14 protein-coding genes are annotated in these 12,130 nt (G+C 64.1%); 6 read left to right on the forward strand and 8 right to left on the reverse strand.

Going from position 1 to position 12,130, the window contains the following annotated elements:
* Positions 1-178: 178 nt before the first annotated feature.
* Both ASG84_RS03665 and ASG84_RS03670 read left to right on the forward strand, forming a co-directional pair.
* Complete coding sequence (locus ASG84_RS03665) at positions 179-1,546, forward strand: glutamine synthetase family protein (RefSeq protein ID WP_057475671.1); 1,368 nt, start codon at positions 179-181, stop codon at positions 1,544-1,546.
* A gap of 1 nt (position 1,547) precedes the next feature.
* Complete coding sequence (locus tag ASG84_RS03670) at positions 1,548-2,246, forward strand: DUF6885 family protein (protein ID WP_057475672.1); 699 nt, start codon at positions 1,548-1,550, stop codon at positions 2,244-2,246.
* 91 nt (positions 2,247-2,337) lie between these two features.
* Here the strand turns inward: ASG84_RS03670 and ASG84_RS03675 are convergent, their stop codons facing one another.
* The 4 genes from ASG84_RS03675 to rplN are packed head-to-tail and all read right to left on the reverse strand — an operon-like array spanning position 2,338 to position 3,788.
* A complete protein-coding gene (locus ASG84_RS03675) occupies positions 2,338-2,523 on the reverse strand; it encodes a type Z 30S ribosomal protein S14 (protein WP_008718273.1) in 186 nt (61 codons plus the stop codon).
* Positions 2,524-2,527: 4 nt separating this feature from the next.
* On the reverse strand, positions 2,528-3,100 hold the full coding sequence (gene rplE, locus ASG84_RS03680) for a 50S ribosomal protein L5 (RefSeq protein ID WP_008718275.1): 573 nt from the start codon (positions 3,098-3,100) through the stop codon (positions 2,528-2,530).
* Between the two features lies 1 nt (position 3,101).
* Positions 3,102-3,419, reverse strand: a complete 318-nt coding sequence (gene rplX, locus ASG84_RS03685) for a 50S ribosomal protein L24 (RefSeq protein WP_008718278.1) — start codon at positions 3,417-3,419, stop codon at positions 3,102-3,104.
* Positions 3,420-3,788 (reverse strand): 50S ribosomal protein L14, encoded by a 369-nt coding sequence (gene rplN / locus ASG84_RS03690; RefSeq protein ID WP_008718280.1) that lies wholly within the window; start codon positions 3,786-3,788, stop codon positions 3,420-3,422.
* Between the two features lie 237 nt (positions 3,789-4,025).
* Here rplN and ASG84_RS03695 point away from each other — a divergent pair, with 237 nt between their 5' ends.
* From ASG84_RS03695 to ASG84_RS03710, 4 genes are read left to right on the forward strand one after another with little or no spacing between them, the layout of a single operon-like run.
* Positions 4,026-5,063, forward strand: coding sequence for an endonuclease domain-containing protein (locus ASG84_RS03695; protein WP_057475673.1), 1,038 nt, complete (start codon positions 4,026-4,028; stop codon positions 5,061-5,063).
* A complete protein-coding gene (locus ASG84_RS03700; protein WP_057475674.1) occupies positions 5,060-5,713 on the forward strand; it encodes a hypothetical protein in 654 nt (217 codons plus the stop codon). Before ASG84_RS03695 ends, ASG84_RS03700 begins: the two co-directional genes overlap by 4 nt.
* A 17-nt stretch (positions 5,714-5,730) precedes the next feature.
* Entirely contained in the window at positions 5,731-8,853 is a 3,123-nt protein-coding gene (locus ASG84_RS03705) for an ATP-binding protein (RefSeq protein ID WP_057475798.1), read from the forward strand.
* A 33-nt stretch (positions 8,854-8,886) separates the two neighbouring features.
* On the forward strand, positions 8,887-10,212 hold the full coding sequence (locus ASG84_RS03710; protein ID WP_057475675.1) for an AIM24 family protein: 1,326 nt from the start codon (positions 8,887-8,889) through the stop codon (positions 10,210-10,212).
* Positions 10,213-10,219: 7 nt separating this feature from the next.
* Here the strand turns inward: ASG84_RS03710 and ASG84_RS03715 are convergent, their stop codons facing one another.
* From ASG84_RS03715 to rplP, 4 genes are all read right to left on the reverse strand, one after another.
* Positions 10,220-11,107 (reverse strand): glycosyltransferase, encoded by an 888-nt coding sequence (locus tag ASG84_RS03715; RefSeq protein WP_057475676.1) that lies wholly within the window; start codon positions 11,105-11,107, stop codon positions 10,220-10,222.
* 85 nt (positions 11,108-11,192) lie between these two features.
* On the reverse strand, positions 11,193-11,471 hold the full coding sequence (gene rpsQ, locus ASG84_RS03720; protein ID WP_032397542.1) for a 30S ribosomal protein S17: 279 nt from the start codon (positions 11,469-11,471) through the stop codon (positions 11,193-11,195).
* Complete coding sequence (gene rpmC, locus ASG84_RS03725) at positions 11,468-11,713, reverse strand: 50S ribosomal protein L29 (RefSeq protein WP_032376634.1); 246 nt, start codon at positions 11,711-11,713, stop codon at positions 11,468-11,470. The genes rpsQ and rpmC overlap by 4 nt, the downstream gene beginning before the upstream one ends.
* The gene (gene rplP, locus ASG84_RS03730) at positions 11,713-12,129 is read right to left on the reverse strand and encodes a 50S ribosomal protein L16 (RefSeq protein WP_027496313.1); all 417 of its coding nucleotides are present in this window, start codon (positions 12,127-12,129) and stop codon (positions 11,713-11,715) included. Before rplP ends, rpmC begins: the two co-directional genes overlap by 1 nt.
* Between the last annotated feature and the right edge of the window lies 1 nt (position 12,130).

A 12,130-nucleotide genomic window follows, 5' to 3' on the forward strand; every position in this document is an offset into this window, starting at 1 on the left:
TGTTCCAATGTCGTCCGTGAGACTCACGCCGCGTCGACGCCGCTCTGGACTCCACCGCAGAGACGATGAAGCGCGGGCAACCGGTCAGTTCGGCGCGGCACACGCGCAGCCCAGCCATTTCGCAATCCGCAGACCCAGTTGGACACCCGAACTCCTACTTCTTCGCTAACGTCGGACCATGACGGACTCGAAGGCAGTCGACATCGACCACCTCACCCACACTCTCCGCGACCGCAACATCGCGGGGGTGACCATCGGCTGGGTCGACAACAACGGCATTGTCCGATCGCGCACCGTACCCACCGCAGAACTGACCGCCGCCGCACGGCGTGGAGTAGGAGTTACCGCAGTCTTCGCGGTGTTCGATTCGCACGACGGGATCACATTCGCCCACGATGGACTGTCGACTCCGTCCGGCGATGTTCGGTTGATTCCGGTGGTCGACACCTTGGCGAGCGTGGTCGCGCTCGCCGGCCAACCGGGGCTTGCCTGGGTACACGGACGACAGGTCTCGGCGGACGGCTCTCCCTGGCCCTACGACCAACGCGCTGTTCTCGAGCGGCAGGTGCAGAAGGCGTCCGATGCCGGTTTCGAGGTCCGGGCCGGATTCGAGATCGAGTTCGCCCTGACCCGAGAATCGGACGGACTATCCGCACATCGCGGACCTGCGTACTCCGCGAACGCACTCCGCGATGTCGACGAATTCGTCGTCCTATTGCTCGAGGCGTTGTCTGCGAACGGCCTCGACATCGGTCAGATTCATGCCGAGTACGGCGGCTCCCAGCTGGAGATCGCACTGAGTCCACTCGATCCACTTGCTGCAGCCGATGCGCAAGTTCTCGCGCGGCAGACCATCCATGCAGCAGCACGAGCCCAGGGGCTGAGGGCAAGCTTTGCTCCCCTGCCCTCGTCGAGCAGTGCGGGTAACGGGTGGCACCTGCACACTTCCCTGGTTCGGGGCGGACACAACGCCTTGACGGGCGATGGAGAGTACGGACTGTCCGACACCGGGCGGGCGTACATCGCAGGCCTCGTTCGAGAACTCCCGGGACTCACTGCCATCACGGCACCGAGTTCGGGGTCGCTGCTGCGTCGTCGACCGGGCTACTGGGCAGGTGCCTTCGGGTTCTGGGGCGTCGAAAACCGTGAGGCTGCAGTGCGACTCGTACCGGCCACTCCCCTTCTCGGCCCGGAACACACGAACGTCGAGTTGAAGGCATGCGACGCGTCCGCCAATCCCTATCTGGCGCTGGCCGTCACGATCGCGGCCGGCCTGTCGGGAGTGGCGGATTCGGCGCAGTTGCCGTCACCGGTGCAGGAGGACGTGGGAGGTTGGGACGATGCTCGTCGCGAGGCCGCGGGGATCTCGCCTCTCGCAACGACCCACGCGCAGCAGCGCGAGAATCTACTGTCGTCAGCTCTGGTCCGAGACGTGTTGGGCGAGGAACTTCTGGGCGCATTCGTTGCCTGCCGGGACGCCGATGCCACGTGGGCGGAGAGCCATACCGAGGACGAACTGCTCGAATCGTTGCGCTGGATCTACTGAGATGCTGCGACGGTTTGCCGGGGCAAGCGCCATTGTTTCGACTCTCGATCATGTTCTGCCGCAACCGGATCAACTCTGCGGGCCGTTCTCGGCTTCGGTGGCACTGACGGCCGTCATGGGCTACGACGCACCGGACGTGACAACACTCGCGGTCGCATCGAGGTCTGCGATCTGGCCGGGCGAGATCGACTCGGGCCGCCCTCCCGGAACCCCTCGACTCACCGGTGGGTGGGATGTACTGCCGAGGGCCGCATCGATCGATTCGGCCGGGACCACTGCGGCAGGTCTCGCGGAAGGCATCGAGACTGCAACCGATCATCGCGTCGCCGTGGTTCCGGTCATGGGACCCGCTACCGACGGACTGCGCGCCCTTCTTGACCGCCTCGGCGACAGGCCGTTCCGCTTCGGCCTGGTGGCGAATGTGCATACCAGAGGGCTGACCGAATTCGATTGGAACGTGGGACATTTCGTTACAGTCTGGGGATTCGATCCGGTCGAGGACGTAGTGGCGATTGCCGACACCTATCGGGAACTCGGAGACCCGGATATGTCACCCGGATGTCGAACCGTCTCCACCGACGTTTTCGCATCGGCGATGTCCGACCGTGGCCTGCTGCTGATCGTCGACCGCCAGGACCATCATGCAGCGGTAAGTCTGGTCCGCTCTCTGGGGCTACGACACGACGTGTGGTCGGCGTGACCGTCAGGACCTGAGCAACGCAAAATGGGCGTGGGTTCCATTCGGAACCCACGCCCATCAGCGTGGTGTGGTGAAGCCCGAGGGCCTCAGATCACCAGGAGCTCTTGCGAACTCCGGGAAGCTCTCCGGCGTGTGCCATTTCGCGCACGCAGATACGGCAGAGGCCGAACTTGCGGAACACGGAATGGGGACGGCCGCAGCGGTTGCAGCGAGTGTATGCACGCACCGCGAACTTCGGCTTCTTGTTGGCCTTGTTGACCAATGCCTTCTTCGCCATGGACTCAGTTCTCCTTGAACGGGAAGCCGAGGTGCTTGAGCAGCGCGCGGCCTTCTTCGTTGTTGGTTGCGGTGGTTACTACGGTGATGTCCATACCGCGCGGACGATCGATCTTGTCCACGTCGATCTCGTGGAACATCGACTGCTCGTTGAGGCCGAACGTGTAGTTTCCGTTGCCGTCGAACTGCGTGCCCGAGAGGCCGCGGAAGTCCCTGATTCGGGGAAGGGCAATGGAGACCAGACGGTCGAGGAACTCCCACATGCGGTCGCCACGGAGGGTGACGCGTGCGCCGATGGGCATTCCTTCGCGCAGCTTGAACTGTGCGATGGACTTGCGAGCCTTGCGGATCTCCGGCTTCTGGCCGGTGATGGCAGCGAGGTCGGCAACTGCACCGTTGATCAGCTTGGCGTCACGGGCGGCGTCGCCGACACCCATGTTGACGACGACCTTGACGATGCCGGGGATCTGCATGACGTTCTCGTATGCAAATTCGGTGTTCAGGGCGTCTTTGATCTCGGCGCGGTAGCGCGCCTTGAGGCGGGGCTGTTCGCCGGCGATGTTTTCGGTGGTAGTCATCTCAGATGTCCTTCCCGTTCTTGCGGGAAACACGAACGCGCTTGCCGGATTCCTCATCGGTCCGGTAGCCCACGCGAGTGGGGTTTCCGTCCGAGTCGACCACTGCGACGTTCGATACGTGGATCGGGGCTTCCTGAGTGACGATGCCACCCGAGGATGCGCCGCGCTGGTTGGCGGAGACCGCGGTGTGCTTCTTGATGCGGTTCACGCCCTCGACCAGAACCTTGGAGTCAGCGGGGTAGGCCTGAATGACCTTGCCCTTGGCACCCTTGTCCTTGCCTGCGATCACGAGAACGGTGTCGCCCTTGTGCACCTTCATTTACAGCACCTCCGGGGCGAGCGAAACGATCTTCATGAACTTCTTCTCGCGCAGCTCACGGCCGACCGGGCCGAAGATACGGGTTCCACGGGGATCGTTGTCCGGCTTGATCAGCACAGCAGCGTTCTCGTCGAAACGGATGTACGAGCCATCCGGACGGCGACGCTCCTTGACGGTGCGGACGATGACGGCCTTGACGACCTCACCCTTCTTGATGTTTCCACCGGGGATGGCGTCTTTCACCGTAGCTACGATGATGTCGCCGATTCCGGCGTAGCGACGTGACGAGCCACCGAGAACGCGGATGCAAAGGATTTCCTTTGCGCCCGTGTTATCAGCGACGCGTACTCGCGACTCCTGCTGAATCACTCACTTCTCCTTGACCTGGATGTACGTACGTGCCGGATTTCCGTCCCGACACGCGCGGTCGGCTGCCGGGCACGGGCGCACGAAGACACACCGCTGCCGCAGGCAACCGGTCAAGTGTAGGGGAACGTGCCACCCGGATCCAAATCGTGCTCGCCCGGTCACAGCAGTCGTCTGCAGACTCGGAACTCTCGGTACGGTTTCGGAGATGGAGCATCTTCGGATCGTCGAGGCGGGGCGATGACGTCGGACGACGTTACCGCGGGTTGGTGGTCCGGCCTACCCGTGGATCGAGTCGTTCGGGTACGTGGTGCCACCGAACGCGAACTCGCCGATTCGGTGAACCCGCTGCCCACCGCTGCGCCTGCAATCGTTTTCTTCGCACTCGAGCCTGCGTCCGCGAAACGGACTGTCGACCTCGTGGATGCCGTGGTCGACCAACTGGAGAACGCGGCAGCGGACTCGGCTGAACTCTGGCTTCCGGAATTCGACCACCAGTCGGGCACGTCCACATTGGATCGGCGCGCCGCGCGCACGGCAGCTGTGCGGCTGGCCGCCGATACCGTGCACTTCGGGCCCTACGTCGGAGCTCTCGCCGACGCCGCCGTCGACGGGCGCTTGCCGCGTCGTGCAGCGTTCACAGTCGAAACCAGGGCAGCAGGTTCGGCGCGATTGCTTGCGGTTGCGCAAGGGCGCAGTTCCGCCGCGCTCGTGTTGGTCGTACCCACGGGAGTCGATGCCGATGTCGCCGCCACTGCGGCCGAGTGGCTGTGTACGCACGCCGGGATGGCGGTATGGGTTATCGGGGACGGAGCGTCGGGCATGGATCGGTTCCCGTCGGTGTCGGTTCGTGCACCCGCAGTGCCCACCGGCGTCAGCACCGTCCTCGATCGCTTCCGCCCACTCAGCTATCCACCGATCGCCGGATACCCGCACCCGGCCAGCGATCCGGAAAAACGCCTCTATCGCGCGCTGGACGTGCACGAGTGGGCCACCGGGCGGGAGCACAATCGCTCGATCCGGCTCGGCGAACTGAGCCGACCTTTCACAGTCGACGTACTGTGGCGCACCGAGAGAGTCGTCGTCGAGATCGACGGCAACGAACACCGAGCACCCGAGCGTTTCGCCGAGGACCGCGTGCGCGACAACCAACTGCAGACCCACGGTTACATCGTGTTGCGGTTCACCAACGCTCAGGTGATGGACGACCCGCACCGCGCTGTCGCTACCATCCGCGAGGCAGTATCGAGAAGACGATCGAAGGGGGATCCTCGATGAGTACCGAAGAACTGAACGGGACCGAAGCAGCAGTGCTACTGGTCCTGATGGCCGAAGCGAGTCCGGTCAAGAATTCCGAACTCAAAACGATGGGTCCCGAATTGGCGAAGCCTTCTCGCGACAAGTTGAAGAACGCCGGTCTGATCGAGGTGAACACCTCGGTTCGCCCGATGACGCTCGAACTGACCGACAAGGGATGGCGCACGTGCGGCGAACTCATCGGCGGGGAACCCCCGGCTCGATCGACCGGAGCCGGTAAGGCGATGTTCACCGTGCTGGCCGGCTTGCGTCGATGGCTCGATCGGACCGACAGCCGTCCGGCGGATGTGTTCTCGCCCCGCGGTGACGAGCCTGCGACCGAACCGGCACCCGAGAAGTCCGACGAGACCGTCGACCTCGAGGCCAGTATTCGCGGTGCTTACGCGCGGCTCGCACGCGAACCCGGCAGCACAGTTCGACTCTCGCGACTGCGAAACGAGTTGCACGACATACCGAGAACCGATCTCGACGACGCTCTCACCCGTCTGCGTCGGGCGCCGGACGTCTCGCTGATCCCCGAAGAGAATCAGAAGACACTGACGGACGAGGAACGTGCTGCCGCCGTCGTCGTCGGTAATCAGCAGAACCACCTTCTCTCGATCGAAGCATGATGGGCGTTGAGTCGACGATGACGGACAACGAGCAGATCCGAGCTCTCGAATCGGTGCGGCTGAGCTGGGCACCGACACCCGACGACGTGTGGCGTTCGCAGTCGAACGTGCACGTGCCGGGGATGCACGAGCGGGTGTTCCTCGAAGTGATGAATGCGTACGACGACGCAGACGCGTCCGACGACGCCAGCCCTCTCGGTGTCGTCGTACGCGGGCCTGCGGGCTCGGGCAAGACGCACCTACTGGGTCAGGTGCGTGAGGAAGTACAGCTCAAAGGCGGGTACTTCTTCCTGATCCGGCTCCTCGATGCCGCCGGATTCTGGCGCTCGACGCTGATGGGGATGCTCGACGACCTGATGCGCCCGTCCGGACGAGGATCCGACAGTCAGCTCGATTTGCTGCTCCGACGCCTGTGCGAGATCGGCGACATGTCCGAGGACCAGCGCGCAAAGATCATGGGCGAGAACATGATCGATGCCGAGACACTCGATGCCTTTGTCACCGCGGTGTACAAGGTGCACCCCCGCCATCGCCGGACGTCGCAGCACACACTGCGCGCGCTGGTGCTGTCCATTGCCCCGGACTCCGCAGTTCAGGACCTGGGCGATGCATACCTGCAGTCCATCGACGACGTCGATCCCGAGGAGTTCTCGGGATGGGGAATTCGCCGTGCCGAGCTCGGCCATCAGGGCATCGCCGAGAACATTTCGCGACTGCTCGCGATCACCGGCCCGACCATTCTCGCGATCGACCAGATCGACACTCTCGTCGCCCAGTCGCGCACCGGATCCGATCAGGAGTTCGCCGACGCGCAGGAGGACAAGGTAGTCGAACAGCTGGCGCACGGGCTGATGTCTCTGCGCGAGACACTCCCCCGCACCGCCTCGGTGCTGTCGGCCCTGTCGAGTGCGTGGGAACTGATCGCCGCCCGCGGAGTCGCTCCCATGCGTGACCGTTTCCGAGTCACTCAGTCGCTCAAGCCGATTCCATCGTCGGACGTCGGTCGCCTGCTGCTCGGCCGGCGCCTGGCAGCCTGCTTCCTCGAAGCCGGCTTCACTCCGCCGCACCCGACGTGGCCGGTGGCCCCGGACGCGTTCGAGCAAGCCCCGGACTTCACTCCGCGTCAGCTGCTCATCGCCGTCGACCGCCACATCCGGCACTGCCTCGACACCGGCGTCGCATCGGAATTGGAGAGTTTCACGGATAAGTCCGGGCCCGCGGACGCGCCGGACCTCCCGAAAGCACGGGTCGACGAACTCGCTTTGCTCGACGATCGCTACGAAGAACTTCGCAAACAGGTCGATGTGACCGTCCCCCTGCGACCCGACAGTGAGGACTCGATCGTTCCCGCTCTGCTGTCCGCGGGTCTGACCGCCTGGATTCACGAACATCAGTCGTCCGACGACAGTCTGGCGCAGGACCCGCCCCCGAGCGGCAAACCTGCCCTACACGCTCGGCTACGCCACACCGTCGATACCGACACGGACGACGAGGAGCATTGGTGCTTCCGTGCGGTGACGTCCGGCAACGCTCGGGCCGCACTGGCCCGAGTGGAGCGCGCAGTGACCACGGCAGGACTTCGCGTCGACATGCCCAAGCGGCGGTTGATTCTGATCAGGAACGACCCGTGGCCCAACGGCGCGAAGACCGAGCAGACAATCGCGGCGCTGCGTCGTGCCGGTGGCGTCGTTGTACCCCTCGGCGACGAGGACCGGCGGGCTTTGGCGGCGTTGTCGACCCTGTTGAGCGAGAACTCCCCCGCACTCACCTCCTGGCTGCTCGCGCGCAAGCCGGCACACGACGTCGAATTGTTCGGGGCGGTGTTGCCTGCCGTGAGTGTCGTCGACGACGACACGGCGCTCATCGAACCGGAGGCACCGATCACGGCTTCGGCACCGACCGCGTCGCGTCGGCCGTCCATCGTGGTGGGTGCCGAATTGAGCACCGGGGCCGACGTCGCTGTGCCCCTCGAAGCGTTGCGCAAGCACACAGCTATCTTCGCGGGCTCCGGCTCCGGCAAGACGGTGCTTATCCGCCGACTGGTGGAAGAGTGTGCGCTGCAGGGCGTTTCGGCGATCGTACTCGACGTCAACAACGACCTGGCTCGGCTCGGCACCGCATGGCCGGAGGACGAGCGAACCTGGCCGCCGGGGGACGAAGCCAAGGCGACGGCGTATCTGCGCGACACCGATGTCGTGGTCTGGACGCCACGGAAGTCTGCCGGTCGCCCGCTCAGTTTCCAACCGCTTCCCGATTTCGTCAGCGTCCTCGGCGACGCCGACGAGTTCGAGGCCTCCGTCGAGTCCGCACTGGCCTCGCTCGAGCCGGCCGCCGGCGTTCTCGGTACGTCACAGAAGGCCAAACACGGTCGGGCCGTGCTGAAGTCGGCACTGGATCTGTTCGGTCGACGGCCGCACGGTGGCAATCTCACCGACTTCATCGACTTGCTCGAGGAATTCCCCGAGGACGGCAGCGAAATGCGCGACGCCGTACGCATCGCTGCCGGGCTGGCCGAGAATCTCAAAGCCGCCGCCGCGAACGATCCGATGTTCGCCGGGGCAGGGACACCGGTCGATCCGGCAGTTCTGCTGACGCCTGTCGAGGGCAAGAAGGCCAGGGTGTCGGTGATCAACCTTGCTGGTTTGACCACCGACGAACAGAAGCAGAGCTTCGTCAACCAGTTGCAGATGGGCTTGTTCGCCTGGATAAAGAAGAATCCGGCGGGGGACCGGCCGCTGGGCGGACTGTTCGTCATGGACGAGGCACAGAACTTCGCGCCGTCGGACAGGACGACTGCGGCGACACACAGCACCCTCGCTCTGGCTTCGCAGGCACGCAAGTACGGACTCGGCCTGGTGTTTGCGACCCAGGCTCCGAAGGGCCTGCACAACCGCATTGCGGGCAATGCGTCGACTCAGTTCTACGGTCTGCTGAACAGTCCGTCGCAAGTCGATGCGGCCAAGGAGATGGCGCGAGTCAAGGGCGGTTCTGTTCCCGACGTCGGGCGGCTGCCCGCCGGTCAGTTCTACGCGGCCGTGGAAGGTGCCGAGTTCCGGCGCACGGCCACTCCCCTGTGCCTGTCGTACCACCCCAAGAGCCCACCGACCGAGGAAGAAGTCATCGAACTGGCGCGTTCCTGACAGCAAGCGTCCGACACTGGCACACTGGATCCGATGAAAAACCTCGCTCGCGGGGAGAACTGCCCCGCACCGTCCGGTCCCCTGACGGTGACGCTCGCCGCCTCGACCTCCGTGGATGTATCGGCCCTGCTGCTCGGGTTGGACGGTCGAGTGCGGTCGGACGCAGATCTGGTGTTCTACAACCAGCCGGCCGGCGCGGGTGTGGAGTATCAACGGACGCCATCCGGCCATCTCGTCCGGTTGGATCCGTCGGCGGTTCCTCTCGACGTCGAGACCGTCGCCATCGCAGCCTCGCTCGACGGGAGCGGTCCGGCAACATTTGCCGCGGCAGGTCCCACGTCGGTGACGGTCTCCGACGCGTCGGGTACAGCGGTCGTAGGGTTCGCAGCCGATGCTCTCGGGGACGAAAGCGCTCTGGTGTGCCTCGAGTTCTACCGGCGCGCCGAGCAGTGGAAGATCCGCGCTGTCGGCCAGGGGTACGCGGACGGGTTGGCCGGACTGGCCACCGCTTTCGGGATCACCATCGAAGACGACGAGCAACCGCTACCCGAGGCATCGACGACAAGCCCCTCTCACAACGCCGACTTGCCCGTCGATTCACCTGCCCACCAAGGAGTTCTGGCCATGAGAAGCGAACTGTTCCAGCCCGTACACGCCGAGGTTCCCGGATCCGGTATTCAGAAGCAGGGCAGCAAGATGTGCCGGGTCGGCATGAACGGCGACATCATGGCCCGAGCAGGTTCGATGGTTGCCTACCAGGGCAATCTGCAGTTCGAGGCAAAGGGCTCCGGGGGTATAGGGCGCGCCTTGAAGCAGGCCTTGTCCGGAGAGGGCGTGCCGTTGATGAAGGTATCGGGCCAGGGGGATCTCTTCCTCGCCAACGCTGCGCAGGACGTCCACCTGATCGACCTGGACGGAACGGATGGATTGACCATCAACGGTGCCAACGTCCTCGCCTTCGAGTCCTCGCTGAATTACGACATCAAACGAGTCCAGGGCGCGGCGGCAGGTGGCAACGCGGGCTTCTTCAATTGTGTATTCACCGGACGTGGGCGGATCGCCATCACGACCGACGGTGTGCCGGTGGTGCTGAACGTCGATCAGCCCACATTCGCAGACCCACAGGCTGCGGTTGCCTGGTCGTCGTCCTTGCAGACACGGGTGAAGAAGAACGATTCGTTCGGACTCGGAACACTGATCGGCCGTTCGACCGGTGAGCGATTCACCCTCGAGTTCTCAGGTCAGGGATTTGTCGTCGTGCAGCCATCCGAACAGCCACCCGGCGGGGTGATCGGCGGAGCAGGCAGCGGAGAGCAGGCCGGTGTCGGCGGGGCGCTCGGTGGCCTGCTCGGCAGGTGATTCGCGCTCACAGGAAAAGCGTTCGATACCGGATCGACCCCTGCACGTGACCGGCGGCCACAGCCACTGCTGCAATCCATCGTTCACGCGGCGCCCGGGACAACCATTGCGGCACAAGAGGATTGGTTACCAACAGCCGCAACACGTGCTTCGAAAACACGCTGACGGACAGACCGACGAACCCGTATTCGCGGTAGGCCAGGTACAGCTGAACATCACCGACCGCATATCTGCGTGCCTGTGAGAAGAACTGGCGCATCGTGGGCCTGAGGCGGTAGTCCACGGTGGCAGCCAATGCGTGTGCGAGCCGGAACCCGGCCAGTTGTACACGCCAGGAGAAGTCCAGGTCTTCGCCCGCATCGGTCAAAGTTTCGTCGAAACCGTCCACGGCAAAAAAGACATCGGCCCACACCGCGAAATTGCAGCCGGGGGCATACGGCAGAAAGTCGGTGTGGAACCCCGCGTCGGAGGGCGTCATCGGACGGCGACGATAGACCGCAGGAGGATTGACCTTCGACGTGTCCAGCGAGCCACTCACCAGATCTGTCGTCGAGGCGACGGCGACCAATTCGCTCAACCACCGGGGGCGGACGACGTCATCGGCGTCGCAGAACGCCAGCAAATCTGTTCGGGCAACTGATGCTCCAATATTGCGAGCATGGGAGACTCCCACAGAACCGGACGCATCGACGTACCGGACTTGCAGACCGGAGTCGTTCGGGCGCGCGTCGAGAAACTCCCGCAGCCCATCGGTCGAGCCGTTGTCGCTGACGATCACCTCGAAGTCGGTGACGCCAACCTGTACCGCCAGGGCGTCCAGTTGGGCTCCCAGGGTCGCGACCGCATTGCGGACGGGGATGACGACAGTCACGCCCTCGCGTCGGTTCTCGTCCATCGAACGCTCTTCCTACCTCGGGGTCAGAACACGAAAGAGCCCATCCCCGGTTGACCCGGGAATGGGCTCCTCCAGCACTCGGTGCTTACTTGGCCTTTTCGAGAACCTCGACCAGTCGCCAGTGCTTCGTGGCGGACAGCGGGCGGGTCTCCATGAGCTGAACGCGATCGCCTACGCCGGCGTCACCCTTCTCGTCATGTGCCTTGACCTTGGTGGTACGACGGATGATCTTGCTGTACAGGGGGTGCTTGACCCTGTCCTCGAGCTCGACCACGATCGTCTTTTCCATCTTGTCGGATACGACGTAGCCGATCCGAACCTTGCGGTTGTTGCGCTCTTCAGTCACAGTCTTTTCCTCGCTCATGCTGCGTCACCTGCTGTGTCCTCGGAAGGACCAGAGGCCAAGCCGAGCTCACGTTCGCGGAGCACCGTGTAGATACGCGCGATCTCGTGGCGCACCACGCGCAGTCGACGGTTGTTGTCCAACTGGCCGGTAGCCATCTGGAAACGAAGGTTGAACAGCTCTTCCTTCGACTCACGCAGCTTGGTGACCAGCTCTTCACCGGTGAGCTCGCGGAGCTCTGCGGCTGGGGTTCCGGTAGCCATCAGAACTGCTCCTCCCTGGTGATGATGCGTGCCTTGATGGGCAGCTTGTGGATGGCGCGAGTCAGTGCCTCACGCGCGATGGTCTCGTCGGGGTACGACAGCTCGAAGAGCACCCGGCCCGGCTTGACGTTCGCGATCCACCACTCGGGCGAACCCTTACCGGAACCCATGCGGGTCTCGGCAGGCTTCTTGGTGAGCGGGCGGTCCGGGAAGATGTTGATCCAGACCTTGCCGCCACGCTTGATGTGGCGAGTGATCGCGATACGAGCGGACTCGATCTGACGGTTGGTGATGTAGGCGGGCTCGAGAGCCTGGATGCCGTAGTCACCGAATGTCACCTGAGTTCCGCCCTTGGCGGCACCCGAACGCTTCGGGTGGTGCTGCTTGCGGTGCTTGACCCGGCGGGGGATCAACATG

Origin of the sequence: Rhodococcus sp. Leaf278 (genome assembly GCF_001426085.1) — a bacterium.
GTDB lineage: Bacteria > Actinomycetota > Actinomycetes > Mycobacteriales > Mycobacteriaceae > Rhodococcoides.

Excerpts from the sequence above, each read along its gene's own strand:
- ASG84_RS03665 (WP_057475671.1), top strand. The coding sequence starts at position 179 with ATGACGGACTCGAAGGCAGTCGACATCGACCACCTCACCCACACTCTC.
- ASG84_RS03670 (WP_057475672.1), top strand. The coding sequence starts at position 1,548 with ATGCTGCGACGGTTTGCCGGGGCAAGCGCCATTGTTTCGACTCTCGAT.
- ASG84_RS03675 (WP_008718273.1), bottom strand. The coding sequence starts at position 2,523 with ATGGCGAAGAAGGCATTGGTCAACAAGGCCAACAAGAAGCCGAAGTTC.
- rplE (WP_008718275.1), bottom strand. The coding sequence starts at position 3,100 with ATGACTACCACCGAAAACATCGCCGGCGAACAGCCCCGCCTCAAGGCG.
- rplX (WP_008718278.1), bottom strand. The coding sequence starts at position 3,419 with ATGAAGGTGCACAAGGGCGACACCGTTCTCGTGATCGCAGGCAAGGAC.
- ASG84_RS03695 (WP_057475673.1), top strand. The coding sequence starts at position 4,026 with ATGACGTCGGACGACGTTACCGCGGGTTGGTGGTCCGGCCTACCCGTG.
- ASG84_RS03700 (WP_057475674.1), top strand. The coding sequence starts at position 5,060 with ATGAGTACCGAAGAACTGAACGGGACCGAAGCAGCAGTGCTACTGGTC.
- ASG84_RS03705 (WP_057475798.1), top strand. The coding sequence starts at position 5,731 with ATGACGGACAACGAGCAGATCCGAGCTCTCGAATCGGTGCGGCTGAGC.
- ASG84_RS03710 (WP_057475675.1), top strand. The coding sequence starts at position 8,887 with ATGAAAAACCTCGCTCGCGGGGAGAACTGCCCCGCACCGTCCGGTCCC.
- ASG84_RS03715 (WP_057475676.1), bottom strand. The coding sequence starts at position 11,107 with ATGGACGAGAACCGACGCGAGGGCGTGACTGTCGTCATCCCCGTCCGC.
- rpsQ (WP_032397542.1), bottom strand. The coding sequence starts at position 11,471 with ATGAGCGAGGAAAAGACTGTGACTGAAGAGCGCAACAACCGCAAGGTT.
- rpmC (WP_032376634.1), bottom strand. The coding sequence starts at position 11,713 with ATGGCTACCGGAACCCCAGCCGCAGAGCTCCGCGAGCTCACCGGTGAA.
- rplP (WP_027496313.1), bottom strand. The coding sequence starts at position 12,129 with ATGTTGATCCCCCGCCGGGTCAAGCACCGCAAGCAGCACCACCCGAAG.